Source organism: Pedobacter sp. HDW13, from assembly GCF_011303555.1.
Taxonomy (GTDB): Bacteria; Bacteroidota; Bacteroidia; order Sphingobacteriales; family Sphingobacteriaceae; genus Pedobacter.
This window is the reverse complement of sequence record NZ_CP049868.1, coordinates 4,796,116-4,821,536: the sequence shown is the minus strand read 5'-3', so window position 1 is coordinate 4,821,536 and position 25,421 is coordinate 4,796,116. Positions and strand designations below refer to the sequence as shown.

At 38.6% G+C, this 25,421-nt stretch carries 16 protein-coding genes and 1 tRNA gene; 6 read left to right on the top strand and 11 right to left on the bottom strand.

Annotated elements, in window-relative coordinates:
- Positions 1-22: 22 nt before the first annotated feature.
- The 4 genes from G7074_RS20315 to G7074_RS20300 form a co-directional block, all read right to left on the bottom strand.
- Positions 23-1,147: a hypothetical protein gene (locus G7074_RS20315; RefSeq protein ID WP_166210974.1), complete on the bottom strand. Its 1,125-nt coding sequence runs from the start codon at positions 1,145-1,147 to the stop codon at positions 23-25.
- A gap of 426 nt (positions 1,148-1,573) precedes the next feature.
- On the bottom strand, positions 1,574-2,695 hold the full coding sequence (locus tag G7074_RS20310) for a hypothetical protein (RefSeq protein WP_124559323.1): 1,122 nt from the start codon (positions 2,693-2,695) through the stop codon (positions 1,574-1,576).
- Between the two features lie 670 nt (positions 2,696-3,365).
- The gene (locus G7074_RS20305; RefSeq protein ID WP_166210971.1) at positions 3,366-4,931 is read right to left on the bottom strand and encodes a hypothetical protein; all 1,566 of its coding nucleotides are present in this window, start codon (positions 4,929-4,931) and stop codon (positions 3,366-3,368) included.
- Between the two features lie 195 nt (positions 4,932-5,126).
- Positions 5,127-5,199 (bottom strand) — tRNA-Lys (locus G7074_RS20300).
- A gap of 378 nt (positions 5,200-5,577) precedes the next feature.
- Here G7074_RS20300 and G7074_RS20295 point away from each other — a divergent pair.
- The gene (locus tag G7074_RS20295) at positions 5,578-5,769 is read left to right on the top strand and encodes a pinensin family lanthipeptide (protein ID WP_088302624.1); all 192 of its coding nucleotides are present in this window, start codon (positions 5,578-5,580) and stop codon (positions 5,767-5,769) included.
- Between the two features lie 93 nt (positions 5,770-5,862).
- Here the strand turns inward: G7074_RS20295 and G7074_RS20290 are convergent, their stop codons facing one another.
- The 5 genes from G7074_RS20290 to G7074_RS20270 all read right to left on the bottom strand — a co-directional run bounded on the left by G7074_RS20290 (position 5,863) and on the right by G7074_RS20270 (position 13,499).
- Positions 5,863-7,299 carry a lanthionine synthetase LanC family protein gene (locus G7074_RS20290; RefSeq protein ID WP_255456817.1) on the bottom strand — a complete coding sequence of 479 codons (1,437 nt, stop codon included), beginning with the start codon at positions 7,297-7,299 and terminating at the stop codon, positions 5,863-5,865.
- A gap of 68 nt (positions 7,300-7,367) precedes the next feature.
- Positions 7,368-7,766 carry a lanthionine synthetase LanC family protein gene (locus G7074_RS27685; protein ID WP_166210969.1) on the bottom strand — a complete coding sequence of 133 codons (399 nt, stop codon included), beginning with the start codon at positions 7,764-7,766 and terminating at the stop codon, positions 7,368-7,370.
- Positions 7,767-7,768: 2 nt separating this feature from the next.
- Complete coding sequence (locus tag G7074_RS20280; RefSeq protein ID WP_166210966.1) at positions 7,769-8,614, bottom strand: thiopeptide-type bacteriocin biosynthesis protein; 846 nt, start codon at positions 8,612-8,614, stop codon at positions 7,769-7,771.
- 9 nt (positions 8,615-8,623) lie between these two features.
- Positions 8,624-11,278: a lantibiotic dehydratase gene (locus G7074_RS20275; RefSeq protein WP_166210963.1), complete on the bottom strand. Its 2,655-nt coding sequence runs from the start codon at positions 11,276-11,278 to the stop codon at positions 8,624-8,626.
- A gap of 19 nt (positions 11,279-11,297) precedes the next feature.
- Positions 11,298-13,499: a peptidase domain-containing ABC transporter gene (locus tag G7074_RS20270; protein WP_166210960.1), complete on the bottom strand. Its 2,202-nt coding sequence runs from the start codon at positions 13,497-13,499 to the stop codon at positions 11,298-11,300.
- A 90-nt stretch (positions 13,500-13,589) separates the two neighbouring features.
- Between G7074_RS20270 and G7074_RS20265 the strand changes: the two genes are divergently transcribed.
- The 5 genes from G7074_RS20265 to G7074_RS20245 are packed head-to-tail and all read left to right on the top strand — an operon-like array spanning position 13,590 to position 19,482.
- Positions 13,590-14,384 carry an ABC transporter permease gene (locus tag G7074_RS20265; protein ID WP_166210957.1) on the top strand — a complete coding sequence of 265 codons (795 nt, stop codon included), beginning with the start codon at positions 13,590-13,592 and terminating at the stop codon, positions 14,382-14,384.
- Positions 14,345-15,034 carry a DUF3526 domain-containing protein gene (locus G7074_RS20260; protein ID WP_166210954.1) on the top strand — a complete coding sequence of 230 codons (690 nt, stop codon included), beginning with the start codon at positions 14,345-14,347 and terminating at the stop codon, positions 15,032-15,034. The genes G7074_RS20265 and G7074_RS20260 overlap by 40 nt, the downstream gene beginning before the upstream one ends.
- Positions 15,021-16,445, top strand: coding sequence for an ABC transporter permease subunit (locus G7074_RS20255; RefSeq protein ID WP_255456748.1), 1,425 nt, complete (start codon positions 15,021-15,023; stop codon positions 16,443-16,445). Before G7074_RS20260 ends, G7074_RS20255 begins: the two co-directional genes overlap by 14 nt.
- Before the next feature lie 31 nt (positions 16,446-16,476).
- Entirely contained in the window at positions 16,477-18,732 is a 2,256-nt protein-coding gene (locus tag G7074_RS20250; RefSeq protein ID WP_166210949.1) for a TonB-dependent siderophore receptor, read from the top strand.
- A 54-nt stretch (positions 18,733-18,786) separates the two neighbouring features.
- Positions 18,787-19,482: an ABC transporter ATP-binding protein gene (locus tag G7074_RS20245; protein WP_166210946.1), complete on the top strand. Its 696-nt coding sequence runs from the start codon at positions 18,787-18,789 to the stop codon at positions 19,480-19,482.
- A gap of 69 nt (positions 19,483-19,551) precedes the next feature.
- Here G7074_RS20245 and G7074_RS20240 read toward each other — a convergent pair whose 3' ends face one another.
- Both G7074_RS20240 and G7074_RS20235 read right to left on the bottom strand, forming a co-directional pair.
- Complete coding sequence (locus G7074_RS20240) at positions 19,552-21,072, bottom strand: glycoside hydrolase (protein ID WP_166210943.1); 1,521 nt, start codon at positions 21,070-21,072, stop codon at positions 19,552-19,554.
- Between the two features lie 117 nt (positions 21,073-21,189).
- A complete protein-coding gene (locus tag G7074_RS20235) occupies positions 21,190-25,098 on the bottom strand; it encodes a TIM-barrel domain-containing protein (RefSeq protein WP_205944096.1) in 3,909 nt (1,302 codons plus the stop codon).
- Between the last annotated feature and the right edge of the window lie 323 nt (positions 25,099-25,421).

Here is a 25,421-nt window from a genome sequence, read left to right as displayed (position 1 = left end):
GGAGTAATGGTAAACCCCGTTGTTAATATCCTGTAAAGCCCCCTGAAAGATATTCAATATTATCATCCTCATCAATAATGAAGTTGCTATAATAGGTTTCATATTTCGTTTTTCCATTCGAATCATAGTACACCGGTCCTCCGATAGTAACAACATCAGCTGAAGGACTTATCCGGCGGAATAAGGAATTTCCATCGGCAACAATCAAATTACCTTTCGAATCTATCCGCATCATCTGTGGAGACCAAAAAGAAGCAGATAGGCCGCTACCATCTGCACTGCCAAAATTTGAGCCCGCAAACGTGGTTACAACACCAGCCGGTGTTATTTTTCTAATCAGACTATTTCCCGATTCTAATGCATAGAGGTTGCCATCTTTACCTATTACTATAGCAACTACGTTATAAAATGACGCAGCAGCCCCAGTACCATTAGCCTTTCCAGTAACTCTTGATTGGCCAGCTACAAATGAAACTGTGCCATCCGTAGCAACTTTCATTATCCTTCCCGGGCCTTCTGCAACATAAATTACACCGTTAGCGTCCATGGCAAGCGCACCAGGACTAAACAATCCTTGTGCATAAGTTGATACGACACCGGATGGCGTTATTTTTCTTATCCTACCATTTGTTTCATCACGGCTATTTCTTTCAGCTACATACAGATTCCCTGCATTGTCATTTATGATATCATTCAACGTACCAAACAGTGCAGCTGTACCTAATCCATCAGCATAACCGTAGGTTGATGTTCCGGCAAATACTGAAGAACTCCCATCTGGTTTTACACGGATTATAGAAGCATATTGAGTGCCGTAAAGATCCCCTGAAGAAGTTTTTATAAAATGTTGAATGAACGATGGGTTTCCCGCAAAGAGTTGATCGACTTGAGGATATATTCTGCCAGGAACAGCTCCACCGGTATTTGTAACGCTAATGGGCGTTATTTCTTTTTCAAGATAAACAGTTTGTGGGCTCGTGTAGCTAATATTTGGTTTTTGCGCGGATGATACTAAAGATAGTACCGAGAAAAAAACAGGCAGAAAAAATCTAAATAGCGTAAGGTTAGTCCAGACTAAAAATAATTGGCTTTTGATTCCTGTCCACACCAGTTTCAAATTAATTTGTAAGCGTTTGTTTAGACACATAAAGGGCGTTTTATTTGGTTAAGCTGTAATCATTATATTCATCTGTTACAACGAACATGAATAATCAGCCAATAAGATATAAATCGAATAGCACCGTAAGGTAGAAGACCGAATAAGTGCGAGATGGGGTCACTGTTGAAAAAACATTATTGAGAGATAATTAATAGATTAAGACAGGTTTATACATCACAAATTTAGCATAAATATTCATAGTCAAAAAACAAATTCCAAGGTACTAAAAGCTCCGGCGAATACACTCAGCCGGAGAAAAATATTGTTCCGAACCTAGGCGAATATAATCTGCATCAGAAAAGCCACTTTAGAAATAGTATAGAGCTATAAAAAGCAGAATTACAAAAGCCCCACATTGCTGCGGGGCTTCTGCATTTTTGATTAGATATACTTAAATCTTAAATACCAAAATGATTACTCTCCATATACGCTAATAACACTAACTGTATTGGCGGTATAGTTTGATACAAAAGCATATTTACCATCAGGACTCATCAGTATCGCTCCCGGAGACTGTCCGACATTAATAGTGATCGGAACCAACAAATTTGTAGCTAAATCAATAATATTTACAGTTCCTTGACCGGCAGTTAAACCAGTATAATTCGGTGCTCCTGAACTGTACAAGGTATTGTAATTCGAAACAAATCCATAAAGTCCATCTGGGGTAATATCAAATCCTGATGGCTGTATCCCGAGTTCAATCAAAGCAGACTGTGTTTTTTGCTCAAGATCTATTACGCAAACTGTTGTACCATAAGGGGCAAAATTATTACTTCCAAAATTAGTAAGGTAGGCGAACTTACCAGAAGCATCAAACTTTATCGCAAACATACCAAATAGAAAAGGGCTACTTGCTAAAAAAGGAGCTCCACCAATGGTATCAACTACAGTATTCGTAACGGTCGAAATCTTTGAAAGTGTACCTTGCCATGGCTCTCCGTTTGTATAATTTGCAGTATAAACAAAATCACCCTTCGGACTAATGGCAATTGCAGCTGGTGCAGCAGCTTGTGTATATTCACTTAAAGTAATTTCTTCAATAATTTTTTCGCCAACCAAATCTACCACGCTAACAGTATTACCGGATCCGGATGGAATTGCTGTACTCGCGCCATAATTGTTAACATAGGCCTTAGTCCCGTCTGGCGTAATTACCATACCCGATGGCCCGTTAAATCCGTCAATTGTTCCGGTAACCTGATTTGTTGCGGTATCGATAATGCTAATTGTTGCCGCATTTGAATTGGTAACGTAAGCCTTGGTTTCATCTTTAGATAACGTTACGGTGTAGGGTTGATTAAATGTTCCGCTTGAAATGGTTAAGATAGGCATAAAGGTCTTTAGGTCAATCAAGGTCACAGTATCACTTCCAGCGATACCGTAATTATTCCCGTTTGCCACATATAATTTAGTGGAATCGGATGTTATTGCCATTGCAGTTGGGTTCACTCCAACATTGACCGTGGCAATTAATTTACTGTTTAAAATACTTTTTGATTGATTTTTGATAACGTTAATATCAGTTTTTGGCATATTTCTATTACTTTATTTTCTCCTACTCATATGGCTTTTCGGTGTTGCCCCGTTTTTGAAATGGTCTCTGGTCTCCATTTATATTGTTGATTTTTAAAAAACAAAAAACTGCTATTCGCAGGCCGTCTTCCCTTTTTACTATTTCGTATTTTTTTAATGTAAACGCATCAGACTGCACATAGCTTACCTATATACCAGTTGGCTTTATCGAGGATTTTCACTTGCGCGCTAATTGCTCAGAAATCTATAAAATTGCTCCTGATAAGCGCACTCAAATGATTGCTTCAATTTTGAAATAAAAGGGTAAGGCGATATAAGTAGTTTAAATACAATCTTTAAAACCGACTGGGTAAAATTTTACCGGCAAGAAGAAACACAGGGAGTTTCTGAAGGAAGATACTTTTTGGGACAGGAAATTTCATTTTGATTGAGTTAATTAATTTGAAGCAAATTAAGAAATAAATAGAAAATCCGTAAGGCAAATACTATTTTTCCGAGTACAGCTTTTGTTTTTTTTTTGCGCAGGGATGGGCAGTCTTACCAAAGTTTCTAAAATACTTAATCGTGCATATCTTTTTTTCCTAATCTTGCTAGTAGAAAATTGTATTCATTGCCATTTTAAAAGTATTCAGGAAAACTAATAAGACTTGATGAATTAGGGCAAAAAAAACTAAAAACGATCTATCGTTTCCATAAGCTTCATTTTTTTCAAATAATCATATTGCTGATTTGTTACAAACATGTATACATCCTGTGTGTGTTTGCTATTAATTAACTGTTTGAGTAGGTGTCCAGGATATTTTTTCTTGATGATTTCAATAATGACATAGTAAACCAGGTTATCACTAAATTCCTGGTTTGTCATGTTACATTCTACCTCATGGTATTCGCCATTGCACTTGAAGGAAACCTTAAAGGTTAATTCACTTCCCAAGGTAAAACTTTCTGGAAACCCATTGTTAATTTCAGTAAAATTAAGGACTCCGCGGGAAACCTCATTTAATGCCAAAAGAAAGTCACGATATGGTTGCTGTCCCGAACTCATTGTTCTGTTAACAATTACGATTGTGTCTGGAAAGATCGCAAGCAAATCTGCTACCACAGCATAAGTAGTTTTGTAAATGTCAGTTAGAATATGATCATACTGCTTATTATTGATGTGCGCTAATAATCCGCACTTTTTAATGTGGTAAATAGCATATTCTATGTACAGATAGGAAAGTGGAAGTCTAATAAACAAAGTAGAAGGCGAATTACTCAAAAACCTTTTCTGCATATCATAGAAATCCAGGATACCTATATTTTCTTGATGAAAACGGCAAATGGCATATTCTGCCCTATTTCCTTGGAATAAAGCTTCACTTATATGATTGGTAATCCCAGTCAATCTATAACTGGCGTTAAAATCGGCTAAGAGCTGATTTAGCAGAAGCAAAAGATTTTCTAATAATGAATGGAGCTTATTTTCGCGATGGTTTTTACTTTCGTTTTGCCAAAATGTATAAGTATACCGATGTTCCCTGGCACCTGTGCAGATAATAATTGTTGTTTGTTTATTGTGGTAAGAAGGCTCTCCGGTAAAATCTTCATTGTAACTAGTAATTTCAGTGATCGTAAATGCATTATAGTTTAATTGATTAAAGATTTTAACCGTTTCTTTTAAAAAAGATTTTTCATTGCCACGATAGTTTGCAACATTAACAAATCTGGCCCCATAGCAATATCTAAAAAAATCGAGGTATGTCTCAAGTTTTTCATTCTTTATGTCCTGAATAAGTTTATTTTTCTTTTGAACATCAAGTAGGCGATCTGAGCCATAACGACTTTTCCCTTCAAGTAAGGTGGCAAATGCCAGTTGATTCTCAATTGTGAAAGCCTTATAAAAACACATTAACTCTCTAGCTAAATGAAGCATAGCTAAATAGCCAGACTGATCAGCTTTATGTGGAAACGTTTTTATCTTTTGGTATACAATCTCTGAGACCAGACCTTCTTTATATAGTAATTCAAGAAATTTTGAATGGTTTTCTTTATTGTTTTGAATCCCTGGCTCTTCTGCTGGCTCCACCAATACATAGATACTTCCAGCTTCAGAACTCCCGGTTATTTTTTGTAGAAAAAAGTAATATAGAATTCCTAAAATATCGTTTGAATCTGAACCGATTTTCTTATTCAGTCCGGCAGCTTCCTGCTGTTCAATAATTCCTGCATTGGAGAGATCGTTAATCAGTGACATAGTTCTTAGCGTTTTGTTTGAATTTCAAATTATGTCTTAAATATACAAACCGATTTAATTTATTAGCAGATGATAAACTGTAGAGTTTAACTTCCCCAACTTTTCCGCTTGATCCAACACCTGCCAGCACAACTAGCCTAATACAAATGGCCACAAAACAAAAAAACCTCCAAGTTTAGAACTTGAAGGTTTCTGTGATCCCGCTGGGATTCGAACCCAGGACCACTACATTAAAAGTGTAATGCTCTACCAGCTGAGCTACGGAATCATTTATCCCCCTTGCGGGGCTGCAAAGATAGAAATTAAATGTATTGATCCAAAACAGAATTGAAATTATTTGCATTTATTTTGCTCAATTCAAACACAAAATCTGCTAAACCAATCATAGTCATTCGGTTAACTATTTTATTTTTTTTTCAGTTTTTTGGTTAAAAGGCAAATGGCTTTTCTGCTTATGCAAAAAAAATCGCCCGCATACTAAATTATATCAAAAAACATCGATCAGCAGGCACTACCCATGTAAATAAATAAAATTACATTTTTATTTTGCAACATTGTTGCAATTACATATCTTAGTACTGTTGCAACCGGGGATAAGCCGAAACCCCGTAACCACCAGTAGGCGTTTACTTTAATCAATTATTTTATGAAAAATCAATCAGAAAAAATCACGTTAAGTCTTGAAGACCTTCAATTAGAAAGTTTTGTAACCAGTATTGATAGCGAAGTAGCTATGCGTTTATCTGGGGGTTTAGGTAATGTGTCTGAACCAACACACACCGAACAAACAGACGATCACCATACGCCACCAGTGAGGTGCACTACCGTTATTTGTTAATTAGTTTAAGTATTTGCAAGGTGCCAGCAAGGTACCTTGCTGCTTATAGTTCCATTGCGAAAGCAAACCCGTTGCGCAACTACATTCCATCTACTAATCTCTCCTTAACACTATAAAACCTGCTTTAATTAACAAACGCAGCTGTTGTACAACTTTAACCTGCAATTCAGCCAAAAGTGTTTCGGTAGCAATGTCTTTAAAAAAAACGGACTGAATCTGATTGATTAATTCCAACCCGCGCATCCCCCGCTCATCAACTGCGCTTAAAATCATCGCTGGAAATACCCCTATATTGGTTTCGCTAACACCGTTTTCATCGCTTACCAATAACAATAATTCATTGCCCTCCTTTTGATCAAGGTTATAGATTTTAACATGGCTACTAAGTTGAAAGCAATGTTCTACCAGATCCTTATCAGTTATGGAAAGGCTTTCGTCAGCCATCTTTCGTAAATGCTTGTGCTTTTGATCAAAACTAAAATAACCTTTGTGCAACTTCCATAAATTAGCCACTGCACATTCTAACTCATATTGTGTCTTAGCTCCTGTACTATTATTATTTAAGATTTCGGCTTTTAAATTGATTTGAAATTCATCGATATTGTTAGCTTCAAAAACGGACGGACTCACTTCTTTTAACTCGCCCAATGTTCGCTTATAATATCGTGAGAAAATCGTTTTTTTAATGTTGTAGACCGAGTATGCTTGTCTAAAATTTTTATTACTGCATCTTACAGGTAATTCGGGATTTAAAATATCAATCTGCTTATTATATTTTAACAGCCTTATAATGATGTAACCAATACCCGTCTTCCCCGATAATAAACCATAATCTTCGGCGCCACAAGAAACATAAGCATTGTAACTATTTGTTCTTTTATGGAGCTTAGCAGCCTGTTCTAAAATAAAAATAACCTCAGTTTCGATAGAAACTCCGCAACCTATTTTACCAGTCAATAAAAATGGAATCATGCCAGTATAACCGCTCACCAATGTAAAATCATCCCGATCAAGCTTTCTGATATCGTTTAAGCACCGCTTAAGGATGTTTTTGCAGTCGACCTGATAATTTTGCTTATCTGTAAATTCAAAAGCCATTCTCCTGGTTAAGCCTATTCCTGCTGCACCATGTGCCCAGGCGTTTACATCGGTCATTTCGGGTAAAAAGGTTTGCAGATTCCATTCATGTGCATTGGGTTTGTTTAGCCGGTGTGGGCCAAGTCGCAAATCAAGCCAGTTATTATCTGGTTGATGGTAATATTGCATTTCATACTTCAAAGCTTCCTCTGCCAGATAAACAAGTCCGGCGGCATCAAAATATTTACCCACCTGCATTAATACCCATGCAATTCCCGAAGCGCCATGAGAGAAGCCAGTCATGCTATCATAGGCTTTCTTTGCCCTGGAGTAATCCCATTTCAGTCCTTGTGCTGATATACGCGCTTCTGTAACTGCCCGATCAATTAATGAGCTTACCATACTTAATATCCCTACATGGCCGGTATGGTGATAAAGTAAGGTAAAAAGCAGTAAATTACCGGTATAACCACTTAAAATATCGGCTTTTAGCAGATCTTCAGTCAGCTGTTTCCGATTGGTTAAAGCGAATTCCAGGCCTTTTCACGATAAAAAATATCGCCTGTAACTTCGAAAATTTTTAAACAGGTATATATCACTCCTCCTAAACCTGTATAAAGCGCAAAAAATTTGGGGTTAATTACTTCATCGTTATTAAATATACGCTGCATGCCTTTGTTTACCACCGTTAAATGAGCCTTATTCCCATCAAATTGATACAGTGCTAAGAAGAACAGGATAATACCACAGTTCCCGTTAAAGAGATCATAACTTTCCCTCAGTTCGTACTCATCAGTACCAATATAAAATGGTGTAGACCACCAGATTTCAGTATCGTTTTCATTGAGTGCTGCACACAAAGCCTCGTGGATTTTATAAAGCTGTTTGCTCAGATTTTCTGTCTGTTTTTCTGTAAACATATTTAAGTTTGGTGAGTGTGCTTCTCTTTAATAAACTTCAAACATTCTATCACAATGTAAATTATATAGGCTTCCTCGTTGTTGGATATCCCCAGCCGGTTATTGTTCATGTGCATAAAACTGGTAATTACCTGAAAAAGCTTTTCCTGTTTAAATTCAGCTTTTTGGTACAAATGCATAATTGCGATACTTTCTGATAAAAAAACAGTTGTGTCATTGTTTATTTCTCCCCTATCTAAACACTGCCAAAACTGATTAGCTGCTTGTAAGATTTGGTTTTTAGCAGGTTTAAAAGTTGATTCAAACTGATTTAACCAGAATATTTTTTGTGTAGTTACAGGATCTTGCTGATTAAAAAGTTTAGGTAACCAACCTGCTATGAAGAAATTACAAATGTTTATCAATGTTGCGTTATCGCATTTTAAAGCGAACAACAATACCAAATGTAATTTTATAGCCTGTATAGATACTGAATGTTTGGGTTCTTTTTTTACAATCCAGTTTAATACATAAACAGAAGAGCACTCAAAATAACGTTCTGCCCACACCATGCTTTGAATATTACCGTATCGATCTGTTTCTGGCTCATATACTGCAACCTGAAGCTTAGTAACATTTATTTCAGCCTGTGCCGATAGCTGATTAAGCTCCTCTACAATTAAATGGTGTGCGCTTAGCGCGGCCTTTAACCTCAGGCGGATATGATCGCCTCCATCCCAGTAGCGGATAAAAAACCAGGAGCACGGCCATTTTTGAATAAGCGGATATACCAACTGTTTTAAAAGCACATCTGCATCTCCCTTATAAAAGATGTACACAGCAAGCCACTTATCATTTTGTTTTTGCATATCCGTTATTTAAGTGTTGTACCATTGAATGAGATATTCGCGAACCGCATGTTGATCTGGCTTTGGAAAAACTTCTTCAAATGTTAGGTAATCGCCAGCACGCAACAATAGCTTTTTAAACATGCCGACCAATAGCGGACTATCAAAACATAGGTATTGTGGCTTATAATCATCGTACAAACCCGCCCTTTTTTCATCTTTACTACTCAGATAGGCGCGTTTCCTTAGAAATAGAAAAATTTGCTGAGGAATTTCATGCGCTTTCAACCAGCTATTTAATTTGATAAAATATTCGAAATCACTTTCAAGCTGTTCATGAACCGGAATAATTCCGGTTTTTATGCGCCAGGTTTTTCGTCTGATAACCACATTTCTGGCATAAACGATCCTGGGTAAAGTAAAAATATCAGGTACGGGGGCTGATAGTTTTCCCTGGCAATAAAGATCTACCAGTTGAATAAAAGGCTGTAAAGATAAGCGTGCATCGGGATTGAAATGTGCCAGCAGTTGATACAGGTTACTCCGGTTATAAAAAGATTCTAAACTTAAATCATAACTGTACAGTTCTGAATCCTGGTTATGAAGTGTGAGGATTCCGAGCCGCTGATTGTATTTAACTTTCAGACGGCTTATATTAAATTGTTTGTCTTCCTGATAAATATTATTTCCTCCCGGAAGTTCAAGCTCGTGTGCCAGTAACGGCGGGTGGATATTGGCATTAAAGGTTGAGGCGTCATTCAGTTCTACTTTAATCTGGTCAGGATGGAGCCTTTCATTGTATTGTACAAACTGCCGGGTTATTTCTTCATCAAAAAGTGATAAGAAACGGCCACTCACCTTTCCCATACCTGGAAGCAAGGCATTTATAACACCTAAAAGTTCACCATCATTTTCTGTAAACTGCACAAACATACCTGAGGATGATTTCTTTGCCAGATCATTACCTTGCGGGAGGTCGTTAAAAAATAAACAATCAAGAGCAATGAGGTGATCGGTATGATCCATTAACGCTAATTTGGCCTGCACAGCCTCTTTCCAGTGTTTTAGCAGTAATAGATCTGTTTCTTCTGATGCCCCAGCTTCTTTCTCCGGTTTTTTACAATAAAAAAAATAGTCCCTGTAAAAAGTGGTTAAAGCAATGGCATCACCATTCTGGTAATGCTGTAAAAAGAATTCGCGCATTTTAATCCGTTCTTTTTGCATCACATCAAGCGGAAGTAAATGCCCGGTCAGCTCATCGGTTTTGGCCACAAAGTCTTTAACCTTTTGCTCAGAAAACCTTGTTTTTTCGGTGGTATAGCAATCTTCATAAAAAATGTGCCTGGCAGAAAAATAATAGGGCACAAATTTATTATTCGAAAATACATCGGCCGGTATAATTTCTTGCTGCTTTTCCTTTTCAGAAGCCATCGTGATATAAAAAGGTAATCCGGCTTCTTGTTGCAGTCCGGCAAATACACTGTTCAGCTCTTGTTCTGCATCCTGAAGCAGCTGGTAGCGTTCAGTGGATCCGGCCAATTCATAATAGTCTCTGTAGGCTTGTAGTTTTTCAAATAGTTTGATAACGGGCAAAACTGAAGGTTCGTCTTCTTTTAATGAACTCAGAAAAAACAGCAGTTTTTGGTCCCAATGCTGATCCATTCCCGAAAAACCTAAGTCCATTTCAAGTAATCCAGCTTCGACCAACCTGAGCAGATAATTTTTTATGCTTTCGTCTTCCTGATTTTGAAGTTGACCAGCCAAATAACAGATCAGGTTTTTAAGCGAAACAGCCCCCTTGTGATTATTCAAGTATTGATAAACCATTAACTGTAAACCATTGGCATTTAATTGCTGAAATGACTCTATGTTATTAAAATTGATCAGAAAGCAAATTTTATCTGTTTTAATTTCTGCAGTGATATTCAGTTTAATCAACAAATGTTCATTTAACAGGCTGTGCTTTTTACTTACTGCTTTAAGGTATTCGAACAAGGCATTATTTAATTTTAGCCGGCTGCCAATTTTATGCGCCTGTTTCGATGTTTCAGTTGGAAGTGGCGCGCCTAATTCCATTAAACCCGTATAGGTAAAGCTGCTAAAAGGCGATGTTTTGTAAGCAATACGGGTAAGATAGCGTAGCAGGCTAAACATAACCCGATGTTCTTTTTGCTTAAAACTTGTTGTATCTTTTTTAATGAAATGATTGAGCTGACTGTACAATAGCGGACTGGAAAGCAAAAGTCCGTTTTGAAGTGCTGGTTTTAAGCACACTTCCTGTAGGTATTGCCGTTGAAGGTTTTGTTGTTCTTCAAATTTCATGGCATTTTGAGTTTGAAAAAGAGCAAGTTCTTTTACCTTATCCAAATAACCTTTCAAAACTAGGCTCAACGTATCGGGCAAAATCCTATTGATTGCTAAAAAATGCTCATCACTTAGCTCTTTATCATTGAATACCTGACGTTTAACATTAATGAGTTGTTGCCTTAGCTTGTCGTCTTGCTGTTCGGCAATTATGGGATATAGCGCTTCGCAAAAATGATTTTTAAGCTGTTCTTTTTCATCGTTAAGCTTTTTATAAGCTGCCAAAATACTTTCGGTACCTGTATACTTAAACTGATCAAAAAGTTGGTGATGCAAACCGGCATAGCGAACCAATGAATGAGGAAAGATGTGTAAACTCATAGTAATAGATATAATGTTTTTATTTACCCAGTTCGAGTTGATTTTTGATCAGGTTATAATAACTTCCTTTATTTAAAAGCAGTGTTTCGTGTGTACCGCATTCCTGAATCTGCCCCTGGTTAAGCACCACAATCTGATCGGCATGTTTAACTGTACTCAGGCGGTGGGCAACAATGAGTACCGTTTTGCCTTTAAAAAAAGTATTCAAGTTGTTTACAATCGACCGCTCATTTTGTGCGTCGAGCGAATTCGTTGCTTCATCTAAAAAGACGTAATCCGGATCGCGATAAATCATCCGGGCAATTAAAAGCCTTTGCTTCTGGCCTTCGCTTAAGCCGTAACCATCCCTCCCAACTACAGTATCGTAACCAAAGGGCATGGAAGAAAAAAAATCGTGCATATTGGCCATTTTCGCAGCTTCGTACAGCCGGTTAAAATCTTTTAGGCCTGCACCCGCGAAAATGTTATTGGCTATCGAATCCATAAACACATAACCATCCTGCATTACCACACCACAGCGTTTTCGCCACGATTTAGCATTTACCTCGGTTATATTTTGTTCGCCAAGGGTAATATTTCCGCCAGTTAGGGCATAAAATTTCAATAAGAGTTTAATGAGAGTTGTTTTCCCACTGCCGCTCATGCCAACGATAGCAGTGATTTTACCGGCAGGAATGAGCAGATTAATATCTTTTAAAACAAGAGGCGTATGTTTGTTTCCATACTGGAAAGATACTTTGCTTAGCGTAATATCAACCGGGCCCGCATTGTTTAATTCCGCTTTCACGTCCACATCTTCTTCTTCTTCCTGCTGTACCTCATCCATGCGCATTAAACTAAATTTGGTATTCTGCGAAACTCGCGAAAACTCTACCAATTGATTTACGGGTGCATTAAGCTGACCGCAAACGTAGGTAACGGCCAACATGCCACCCAAAGTAATCTGATCATTGATGACTAACATTGCGGCGGTATAGGTAATTAATATGTTTTTCACCTCGTTGATAAAAGACCCAACGCCCTGCATGCGCTGATCGAGCTGAAGCGCTTCCAGTTTGAGGTCGAAAGATTGGTCTTGCAGGCTTTCCCATAGTTCTTTTTTATCTTCTTCGCTGCCCGTTAGTTTAATCTCCTGCATAGCGTAAAAAATTTCTAAAAGCAATTGCTGGTTGGCAGAAAGTACTTTAAATTTCTTCTGATCGATGATTTTACGTTTTTGCTGAAAGGAATTCGACCAAATAATGCTGATTACAGCGCCGGTAATAAAAAGCAGAAATATTTGCCAGTTGTAATACAGCAATACACCACCCAAAACCAATAAAGTAATGGCCGACAGAATAAAATTGATTAAAAAACTAGTTAAAAACTCTTCAATACGCTGGTTATCGTTTACCCTTTGCATGTTATCGCCAGCTTGCCGGTTATCAAAAAATGAAAAGGGTAGCTTCATTAGTTTAGCCAGAAAATCTTTAAGCAGAATGATGCTGGTTTTGGCACCTATCCTGAATAATATCCTTGCCCGCATAAAATCCATCAGCATCCGCCCCGAAAAGAGCATTAATTGTCCCAGACAAATGAGTAGGAGTAAACTGGTATTTTTTGCATTAATTCCTTTATCTACTACCATTTGGGTAAGCAGCGGAATAACCAATGAAAAGCTGCCAGCTAAAAGCAGGCTCACCAAAATGGGCGACCAACCTTTACGCTGCGTTTTTAAATAAGGCAATAACGACCATAAAGAGGTTTTGTAATCGGGTATTGCATTTAAATTTTTAAAAGCCTGTTCGAGCTGAAGCAATAGTACCCTCCCCGATTCCTTTTCTGTATTTATTACCCAGCCAGCTAAAAAATCATCCATGCTCAGTTTAATTTTACCGTTCAAGGCTGGGTCGGCCAGATAAACATACTGGTTGTTTACTTCGTAAAGTACCACATAGTGTTCCTTTTGCCAGTGCAGTACACAAGGCAATGGCAGGTTGTTTAGCTTGTTTAAAGGCAACTCGGCTGCAAGTGTTTTAAAACCCAGGTTATCCGCAGCTTCAATCAAACCGAGCATCGTTGTTCCCTGTTTTCCGATTTGGCACAATTTCCTTAAATATTGCATTGAAAGGTGCTTGCCGTGGTAAGCAGCAATCATTTTAAGACAAACCGGACCACAATCCATTGCATCAGGCTGCTTATAAAACGGATACTTTTTTCTGCGGATAAAATCTTTAAACATAAGGCAAAGAAAAACTAGTAAATGCAATATAGTTGCAAATATGTAAAATATAATGCAACTTTGATGCATTAAATAAACTTAATATTATCAATGAAAACGAAGGGGTTTGCCAGTTGGCAGGTACTGATCAAAAAAGAATTGCTATTGGCTTACAGAAATAAAACTGTTCAGATTTCTGCTGGCATAATATGGGTGCTTTTTATATCTGCAATGGCATGTTCTTATTTGAACTATCAGGCCAGATACAAACAACGCTTAGCGGCCAATACCTTATTCAGGCAGCAATGGGAACACCAACAGCGTAATCCGCACGATGCAGGGCATTTCGGCACTTACTTATTTAAATCGGTTAATCTTTTAAATGTTTTTGATGCAGGGATTGATGATTATACCGGGAACACCTACCGTGTAGAAGCCCACATACAGCACGAAATGAGCAGCAGCGAAGCTGAAAACAATGATGGAGCCATGCGTTTTGGTACCTTAACCCTTGCACTTATTTTACAATTGCTCGTTCCTTTATTTCTCTTATTCAACACCTCTACCAGCATAACCAGCGAGCGTGAAAGCGGAACGCTTAAAATGCTCCAGGCCCAGGGGTTAAGCAATGGTAAAATTATCTGGACCAAAGTATTTGCCAACTATTTACTTATTGTTTCCATTGTACTACCGGTGTTTATATTGCTGGTAACAGCAGTTTTGTATGTACCCGGTTCGGCTTACCTTTTACCCAGGTTATGTTGGATTCTCATTACTTTCCTGCTTTACTTTTTGTTAATTGCTTTACTGGGCACTATCATTTCTACCCTCAGTAATCACTCAGGAAAGGCATTATTAAGTGCGCTTTGCTTCTGGATTTTCATGAGCACCATTTCCCGAAGGTAATTACCGGCGTGGCCGACAGCAAATATCCACTAATGTCTCGTGCTGCATTTAGTGATCTGGTTGAGCAAGGTTACAGAAAAGGACTTAACGGAAAAGATCCCTACGCCGCACGCGGAGAACGTTACATTAAAAGACTCCTAAAAAAATACCAGGTAGACAGTGTTGCCGCCCTACCTTTTAATATTGATGGTTTAACCTTGCAGTTTAACGAAGATTACCGAACCAAGGCTTTTAATCATTACTTTAAGGAGGTTGAAAGCAGTTTTGATAAGCAGCAGCATTTTCTAAATCTCTCGGGTGTATTCAATCCTTTTTTATCTACAAAGCGCCTTTCGATGGCTTTGGCAGGATCTGATTTCTATCACCATGCCCATTTCTTTAAGCATGCGCAGGCTTACCGCAATCAATTAATCAGACAGTTGAATATGCAGCTGGCTATGCACGGTAAAAACATTAAAGGCGACTATAAAGTTGGCCCTGCATATTTTAGCCAACTTAAAGATTTTAAATATCAGTTACCTACACTTAAACAAGTATTACAAATAAAGCAGGTAGCGCTTCTCTCTTTAGCTGGCTGGGTTTTAATACTTGTCCTGTTACTCCAGTTTATCGCTTCACGTTCTTTAGCTTTTAACTATGCATCTGCTTAAAACCATTTTATTATTTGAAATCAAGCTGCTTCTCAGACAAAGATTTATGCTTTTGTTATTTGGTTTTTTCTTTTTAACCGGGCTTTATAGTATTTATTATGGTCACCAATTTATACAAAAACAATTGGTAGCCATTGATAGCCTTGAAAGTGGATATCAAAAAAAACATAAGGAAGCTGTGACGAGCTTTTTAGCTGATACCACTACTGCTGCAGGCAAAACCTTATATAACCAGGCGGGTATTCCTGCAGTAATCGAGTATAAAAATCCATTACATGCCATTTATTATCCTCATCCAATCAGCGTATTATCCATAGGGCAGCGCGATTTACAACCATATTACGATGTAATTACACGCCGGCGCAATTTTATGCAGGCACCTAATGCTGAAATTGCAAACCCTGAAATGCTCGCTTCTGGTAATTTCGATCTCGCTTATGTTATTATTTATCTTTTGCCCATTCTGGCCATCGCTTTAACTTACAATACCTTATCAAAAGAAAAAGAGCAACAAACCGATAAACTACTGGCTTTACAAGGGTTTTATTTTGGGCAAATTATCAGTTACAAACTCGCTTTCAGGTTTTCGCTTGTGAACATAATAGCTTTTTTGCTCAGCCTCATTGGCTTTATCAGTTCAGCAAGCTTGATTGCTTTTGATCTGACAGCTGCAATTTTATGGTTACTCAGCATAAGTGCTTATCTTTTTTTTTGGTTTTCAGTTGTCTGGTTCTTTATCCGATTAGGTAAAAGTTCTGCGCAAAATGCACTTTACTTATTGGGTATGTGGTGCTTCTTCCTTATCCTGGTACCTGCTGTTAGCAATGCCATTGTTCGGTTATATTATCCAATCCCTTTAAAAACCAATGCAGCAGTTGCACTAAGAGAAAACAGTGAGGCAATATGGGCAATGCCCCGTAAATTATTAATCGATACTTTTTACCTGAATAATTCAAAATACAACAGCTTAAGAGAGCCTGCCGATACAAGTGAAAACAGCAACAAGCGATTTGCAGCTTATTACGATCTTTTGGGTAGGCGGATGACACAAACCGTTAAAAATTACAATCAGTATCCTGCAAGACAAAATGCCGCCACAACAAGTTTAAGCTGGCTTAATCCCACCACAAAAGCGCAATATATGCTGAATGGAATTGCCCAAACCGGACTTAAAGATTACCTCGCCTATCAGAACCAGGTAAATGCCTTTCAGAAAACATGGGTTGACTTTATGAACAATTACATTGTAAAGGATAAAAAACTAAGTTTGAAAGACTTACACCACCTGCCAGAATTTAAGTTTAAGCCATTAATACATAAAAACACAGGTATTATTTGTGGCATTTTATACCTGGGTGGCATTGGCTTATGCATCATTCTTCTTGCCATAAAAATCCGGAATAAAATTTAACACAAACGTTCACATACCAATTACTTAAAAAATGAAGAAAATACTTTACCTTATTTTATTTTTACTGATTTACAGTCCTAAAATTTTTGCACAGCACGAAAAGCGCAGCAAACCCAAACCAGACTCAACCGCCAGGGTACGCCAGCTAAATGAAGTTAGGATTGATGGGCAAAAAGCCACCAAACTTAAAAAAGACACCTTATCTAACGGTTTGCGGATGCAGGTCCCGTTATTGCAAATGCCTCAAAATATCATCAGTATTTCTGCTGCGTTAATACAACAACAGGGTGCACTACAGTTAAAAGACATGGCCCGGAATGCGAGTGGTGTATATTTCGGTTACAACAGCTCGCCTTTTGACAATTCTGCCTCGATAAAAGTTCGGGGATTTAACGCTTCAACCACAATTAACGGCATGCCCAGCCGACTGGTGTTGGGTGCAACACTTGATGATGAAGCCTTAATTGAAAATCTTGAGTTTATTAAAGGTCCGGCAGGGTTTATAAGCGCATTGGGCGAACCAGGCGGAACGCTTAACATTGTAACCAAATCGCCAAAAGAAAAACTGTTGAATGCACAAATCACTGGCGGTAACTATAATCTCTTTCGCGCTACAGCCGATATTGGGAGCAGTTTAAAAAGCAAAGGCTTTTCTTACCGCTTTAATACTGCTTTTCAAAACCAGAATTCGTACCTCAACTACATGAAAACCACTAAATATGTAATTGCCCCGGTACTGCAATACAACTTTAGCCCAAAAACTTATTTAATTGCCGAATACAATTACATTCGCGGCGAAGTAAAAAATGGCTCATCCATTAATAAACTGCGTCAGGATAAGGATGTATTACAAGACCCTATCAGTTTAAATTACAGTGCCGGAATTGGTTTACCTTTAAGTGTTTCGCAAACCCATACTTTCAGGTTTAGTGGAGTTCATAAATTTAATGAGAACTGGCAACTTACTTCACAATCTAACTTTGTTAGAGCGCCAGCCCATCAATGGTATATGGTATCGGCAAACAATAGAACTTCGATCAGTTTTAATGATCAGGGGAAAACCAACCGCATAGCCAGCAACTCGAACCTATTTGGCGAAACTTATAATACTAACCTCTTTTTATCGGGTAAATTTAAAACAGGTGCTCTTAAACACAATTTATTAATTGGAAGTGATTATACCACGGGTAAAGACTCACTGGCTACTTATTACGGAAGCAATCCGACTCCTTTTGACCGCAATCGTCCCGATTTTTATGTAGACCCCAATGTGGTAACCATTACCAAAAGATCGATCAGGCAGGAAAATAAGATCCATTATTCGGCAGCTTATGTTTACGACAATATTACTTTAGATAAATTTTTACTAACCCTTGGTGCGCGCTATACCGATTATCGCAACCGGAATATTTTAACCACCACCAGAGGCCCACGCACTCCCGAATATTACAGACAAAATGCTTTTTCGCCAAGGGCAGCTTTAACTTTTATGCCCGATTCTACCTCTTCTGTTTATTTCCTGTTCGATCAATCTTTTGTGCCTAAAACAGGACAGGTGGTAACTGAAACAATAGATGGGCCACAGGCGGGACAAAAAACCGTAACCGCATCGAAAGCTGTAGCGCCCGAACTGGGAAATAATTTTGAACTCGGTTTTAAGAAGAACTGGTTTAAAGGCAGGTTGTTAACCACAATAAATGGCTTTCATTCCGTAAAGCGAAATGTTGCTGCAAGAGACTTCGGAAGTTATGCGGCCGCTGTAGGCGGAGTTATTTATTACCTCCAGCTTGGCGAGGTTGTGAGCAATGGATTTGAAGTAGATGTAATCGGTAATATCACCGACCGTTTCTCGCTCATTACCAACTATACCTACGTAGATGCCAAAATAACTAAAGATAATAACCTTAATCCAACAGCAGATAACCCTTCAATTGTGGGACAAAAGATGCCCGATATACCACAACAGGTATTTAACACCTGGTTACAGTATAGTATTCCGTTAAAAGGATATCATAAAATTTCGATCAGTGCCGGGCAAAGCACCATTACCAGGCTTTCTGCTATAAGCCAAAAGGATACCTATCTTCCAAATTACACCAAATTCGATGCGGGACTGAGTTTTAGCAACCCTAAATACATGTTCAGGCTAATTGCTGATAATTTAACCAATAAGCGCTATATGGCTTCGGGAGATATTACTACTGATTTTCCTTATACAGGCAACAATTATTTCTTTGTAGAAGGCGAACCATTTACCATCAGGCTTTCCTTAGGTGTAAAATTTTAATTTTCAAGCGGTTTGATTAGCAATCAAACCGCAATAACTTTTTTATTATTTAATATGCTTGAAGCAATCGGATTAACCAAAAAATACCGGAACCATACAGCCTTAAACAACCTGAATTTAAAAGTAGGTTCAGGAGAAGTATTCTGCCTGCTCGGACAAAATGGTGCAGGAAAAACAACCACAATAAACTTATTTTTGGGGTTTACTACGGCAAGCAGTGGGCAAGCCAGGGTAAATGGCTTGGTTGTAAATCATCAAAATGGGGAAACCAAACAATTTTTAGCCTACATCCCTGAAGTGGTAATGCTTTACGCCCATCTTAGCAGTATAGAAAACCTCGATTTTTTCAGTCGCATTGCTGGGTATACCTATAAAATAAATGAACTTGAAGAGTTTCTGCTCCAGGCAGGTTTACAACCAGATGCCTTTCATAAAAGAGTAGGCCATTACAGTAAGGGAATGCGACAAAAAGTGGGAATTGCTATTGCTGTTGCAAAAAATGCCAGTGTGATTTTAATGGATGAGCCCACAAGCGGCCTGGACCCTAAAGCTACTGATGAGTTTAGCGAAATTGTAAAACAACTTTCAAAAGATGGTCGTAGCATTTTCATGGCTACACACGATATTTTCAATGCTGTAAATGTGGGCACAAGAATTGGAATTATGCGCCAGGGTTCGCTTATCCATACCCTCGATGCAAAAGATATTTCGGCGGTTGACCTGCAGAGGTTATACCTCGAAACCATATAAAGTTAACTTTATACTGTTTAAACATATTGCTTCATTTACAGGTATGCAGCTCTAATGGGCTTCTCCAAATTATTTGCTCAATATGGTAGTCACAGATTCGGCAGGGAGCAAGATTTGCTTAGTGCTGTTGTATTGTTTAAAAGGAGACAAATTATAATTATCGGAAGTAACATAGGTTTGTGCCCTATTTTGCCCCTTTCCTTTTATGTCTATATCCAGCATAATTTCCTGTTTAGTAGGATTAACTGCTACTGTTACCAGTTTCTGATTTTGCTTATACGATGATACATAAACTTCGGTATTGCCTGTTGAAATGTTATTTACCTGAACACGCTGGCTACCCGATTTAATGAAACGGCTGTAATTGCCCAATGCCCACAGCATTTTACTATCGTACACTGCTCCATCGGTTTTATTTTTATCGATATACACCAGCCCGTCTTTATAATCGCCGGATGATATGGCCAGCCACCATTGCCATGATGCAGCGTTTGATATAACCAGATCGTGGTGAATTAAGCGGGCAATAAACAAAGCAGTAACCATGCCCAGATCGCGTTTTTCGCCTTTAAGTATAGCGTCGCCCAGCACGCAGTACTCAGACATCCAATATCTTAAACCCGGCACCTTAGCTACTCCTTCTGCTGTTTTTTTACGCGTATTGATAAATTTATTTAACGGACTTGTGGTAAAATAGCTATGCGCCGATATCGATTGATCGATATGCGATAAATTGCCCACATAGTTTGGAGATGCGGCATTAAAAAACTGATAAACCTGATTCCCTTTTAAAGTATCGCCATTCTGGTAAAGGTAATCGAGTTGACCAGCTTCGCCAACCTGTATTTTGGTAGCAATTTTGTTTTGTTCAAATGCCTGATTAATGCCTTTGTATAACCTGGCCAGTTCGGTATTGTTGTAAGGGCAACCTTCCTGGTTGTGCTCGTTCCACTTCCATTGCGGCTCATTTGCCGGACTTAGATAATTCAACGTTATCCCCGCTGTTTGCTGTAAACCTTTAACTGTAGCAACCATATCGGCAGCAAAAGCCGGTAATTTTTCAAAATCTAGGTTACATTTCCCATCCGTAGAGTAAGCCTTGCCATTTTTGGTAAACAAAACATTAGGGCTATTTACAAAACCAATAAACTGATTTACACCTCGCGTCTTAGCCGCTTTCAAAAACCAGCTTTGCCCGGGCATGGCATTCCAATCGTAAGTACCATTGGGTTGCAAAAAAGCATACTGCCGGCGCCACTCATCACCAATATCGCTTAGTTTACCTTGTGCTGCACTTCCTGCCCCAATACTAAAACGCCACATGTTTAATCCGATCCCCAAGGGCTGATCGTTATCATCAGTAGCGGTGCTAAACAGTAAATCGGCCATTTTATTCTTTTTAGCATCGGGCCAAAGGCCTGCAAACTGGCACGACCAGGCATCTGATGCGCCAAAACCTTCTATGGTTTGAAAGGTGATAGCTGGATCGATCTCTACTTTTACAACCATTTGTTGCGAAAAAGCAGTATTATAGCCGAAAAATAGCATCATATTAACGAATAAGGGCTTTAGTATAGCAGATTTTTTCATTAGTGTGGCGGAATGATTTGCGCCTACAACTTACTAAATTATTACCAGCCATTTTAGCCCAAAAAAACAAAAGCTCCATGAATTAACATGGAGCTTTTATACGGTGTTTATTTATGTTTAGAACTTAACACTATTCAATTGTTTATCTACCAACAATCCGTCAGTTAGTTTAAGGTTAAACTGTACTTTGCGTTTGGCCTTTAATTTTATGGTAAACAATTCGCTGCTGCCGTTTATGGCTTCTTTGTTACCCAGATTTACAAATGTTGGATAAAGCACCTTATCGCCATTGGTATGTAAACGATCGTAAGTTAAATTATCCATTTGTTTTACATTTAAGCCTTCTACACCAACAAAATCGTAATCCTGAGCCAGGTAAGGTAAAGCAAAACTTAAAGCATTTACCGATTTAAGGTCTGTTCCTTTTACTTTAACTTCGATAATATCGCCTTTATTGTAAGCCTGCTTGGTTGTGCTAATTTGTAGTTTACCTGCAAGTTTTTCTATTTTGGCATTACCTACTCCACCTTCAAGCTGCGTTGCTACTACCGAAATGTCGTAAGCATCAATCAGGTTGTTCTTATTGATATCGCCATTGCTGATGTAACCTTCAAAATCGGCATCACCTTTTTTCAATCCGGTATAATTAATGTACGAAGTCAAATCGTTTTTATCAATTAAGCGGTCGTTGTTAATATCGCCCGGAAGGTAACTTTCGGTACCTGGCACTTTAAACACGTACAGCTCTCTACCCGATCCGAAACCGCCAACACCATCAGCAACCGAAATTTTAATGTAACGGGCGCTTGGATGGCCATTGAAGTTGAATATTTTCACATCGCCATTGTTAGCCCATTCAAAGGTTCCGGCGGTTGTCCAGCTTTCTTTGTTGTTGCTGTAAAATATGGTTCCTTTAAGTAAGTTACCGTTTCCTCTTCCATTGCGTGGCAGGTAATGGAATTTATCGAGCTGATTAATGGTTTTCAGGTCGATAAGCATATCAAATGGAATTGCTTTAGCACCCCATTTGGTATGCCACATATTGCCTTCATCAAAATCAAACAAATCGGCAATACCCGATCCACCCTGGTTCTCGGCTGTAGTTTCGGCCGTTATGCCCTGAATGGCAAATTCGAGTGGATTTGATTTAGTAGTAGCTTTAATTTCAGCCCAGTCAGAAACACCATCTTTATTTACAGCACGCAGTTTAAAAGCATACGACGTTTCAGCCAGTAAACCGTCAAAAAGCAGCGTGGTATCTTTAATGGTGGTGTAATGCATCCCGTTAAAATCGATTTCGTAATAATCGGCATGATCTACCTTGCTCCATGTTGGTTTAAGCGTATAAGCTTCGGTGTTTTTATCGGTAATGCGTGCATTTACCGGCGCATTTAGTTTACCGGTTGACGTACGCTGCTTATCTGCGGGCTCGAATTTAAATCCTTCTACGTTAACTGTTACCGGATTTACGGAGATATCAGTCGATGCAAGTTTAACCAGTAGTTGAGGATTTTTAGTCATCACAACTTTTTCAAACTCGCTGCCTTTGGTAGCAAACTGGTTTAAATTTGGTGTTGCATTATAGAAATAAACATTCTCCTGTTTCAAAAATTCTTCCATCGAAGTAACTTCTGTCAGTTTGGTTTTATTGTTTCCAATCTTTGCTGTCAGGCGTTTTGGTTTTTCGGTAACATTAATGATCAATTCTGTTGATTTCTCTTTAATAAAACCATCAAAATCGCCTTTTACAGGTTGAATGCTAATAATCGCATTGCTTTTTTGATCAACTTCAGATTCAATTAAACCTGAAACACCTTTACCTAATTTGTAAGCTTCTGATGTACCATCATCATCATATTCGGTAAAAGTAGTTTTGCCTGCAGGATAAAGCTCGTACATGCGTCTGGCTTTATTAATTTCCGAAACATTGTTATTTGCATTTGCCATCGGAATAATAGCACCCGTTTTAACAAAAACCGGCAGTTTCCAGATTGGTGCATCGAAGCTGTTTACAATGCTGTTTCCGGTGTATTTATCTCCTGTAAAATAGTCGAACCAGGTTCCCTCGGGCAGGTAAATACCGTTACGGATATCATTTCCCTTATCATCGGCTTTAGTTTCCTGATAAATTGGAGCCACCAAAAAGCTTGGCCCGTACAAAAACTGGTATTGCGTAGCGCTGCCTAAAGTGTAAGTGTTAGGCGCATTTAAAAACATAGCCCTGATAATCGGTAAGCCTGTTAAAGCTTCTTTAGCAATGCTGTAGGTATAAGGGATTAGTTGCGATTTTAATTTCAGATAATTACGGTTAATAGAAGCTACAGGTTCGCCCAGTGCATGTGGATATTTCTCGTTGGCACCCCAGCCATCCATATTCAACTGCATTGGGGTAAAGGTTTTCCATTGAAAATCGCGAGTATTGATGGTTTGGTTTTTACCTCCAAAAATACCGTCCATATCTGAAGAAATGTTTGGCTGACCTGATAAACCCGAACCAATATAAGTTGGAATATGGAAACGGATATACTCCCAAACACCACCGGTTTGATCGCCTGACCAAATACCGGCATAACGTTGTGTACCTGCCCAGCCATCTAACGAGATGATAAAAGGCCTGCTGTTGTTGCCATAGTAAGGCATAATCTGCGCTACATCAGCCACACCATTAAGCCCGAACGAATAACCGGCCCCTACCCAAGCTACATCGGTTTTTAATACACGAACACCAGCATCACGTGCTTCTTTAATAATATCACGTTGCAACAGCGCGCTTATTTCGGATTTAGGGTGAAGGTCGGATTGCGTCCACAAGCCGATTTCCACACCGTTTTTACGGGCGTAATCGCCAAAGCTTTTCAGGTTCTGGATATTGCCATCTAAAGTTTCGGTTTGGCCATAACCTGCACCGTAACCATCGTTTGGTAGCAGCCAGCCTAAAGGCATATCGTTCTTTTTATAACGATCAATCACCGCACGGGCCGAAAACTGATAATTATTTTTTTCTCCATTAAGCGATTCTTTTGTACCACCATCGTTTTTCTGGCTCTCTTTGTAACGTTTACCATCTTCAAACAAGATCCCTTTTTCGTCTTCTTTCCAAAAATCGCGGTTATAAGCATTAAGGTGGCCCTGGTAAAAACCAAACTTTGGTAACAGTACAGGGTTTCCGGTTAACTGGTAAAAATTGTTTAACAAAGGCACTGCACCATCGCCCACCATAAAAAAGGCATCTAAATAATCGGTTTCGTGCGCCAGTTTTACTGTACCTTTTACTTTCGAACCAAAATCGTAACGACCTTTTGCAAAAGTGTGCCAAAGCACAGCGTAACCACTGGTAGACCAATAATAAGGCGTTGGCGAAGCTACACCTCCATCTGTCCAGCTGTTTTGGTTTTCGATAGCAATGCTTTTTCCTTTATGTGAGAAACGGCCGTTTTGAACACCGCCACCGTAAAAATATTCGGCTGTATTTTCTTTTAATGTTAAAGTTACTTTGCCTTTTTCGAACTGAACCGGTGCTGTTTCTTCCATTACAACAGCTTTTGTGGCCAGGTTAATAATTTTAATCAGCGATGTGTTTTTATCTACCTGAACAGTAATCTTATCGGTTGAGATACTGATCTGATTATTTTCATCAGTAATATTTAATTTGGCTACAGGCCGGCGGGGATTTTCAACCAAAATTTTTGCTTCGGGCTTAGCCTCTGGATCTCTGATGAAGCCACCATTATGATCTTCGAAAAGCCTGAAAATATTTTCGCCATAAAAATCGAAGGTTAAACGCTGCCCATCCGATAATGACAATTCGATTGTGGTTGGGTTAATTTTTTTGGCGGCAATTACTTTTATCGCATCAGTTTTGATCTGCTTTGTAGTAATACCAATCGCTTTGACACTTGTGGGCAATGCAGCTGAGATAAACATCGGAGCTGCAGCCAAAAGAAGTGCAGATGCAAAAGCAGCCTTCTTATGCCGGTTTCGGTTTGTATTCTTTTTATTTTTCTTGTAAAAGGAATTTGGGGTCATTAAGAATTTGATTTGGTTAAAACTTATGTGTTAAGCGGCTTTAACAAAATGATACCTGAAAAACCACTGTGGGATAAAGTTAGTAATCCCTTCAACAGAAGCCTTGTTGTTAAGGTGACAAAAACCGCGCAATCGTTTGATCAAACAGCTTTTTTACAGAAAACACAAATAAAAACAATCAGGCAGCTGTAACCCGCGATGTCTAAGCCGCCAATATCCCATCTTCTTTTTATTTATAAGTTTAAGTCTTTCGGTAACGAATGAGTTTTAGCAGACAAACTGTGGAAATTTTTCTACAGTTTAAACACCAAATTGGGGAATTT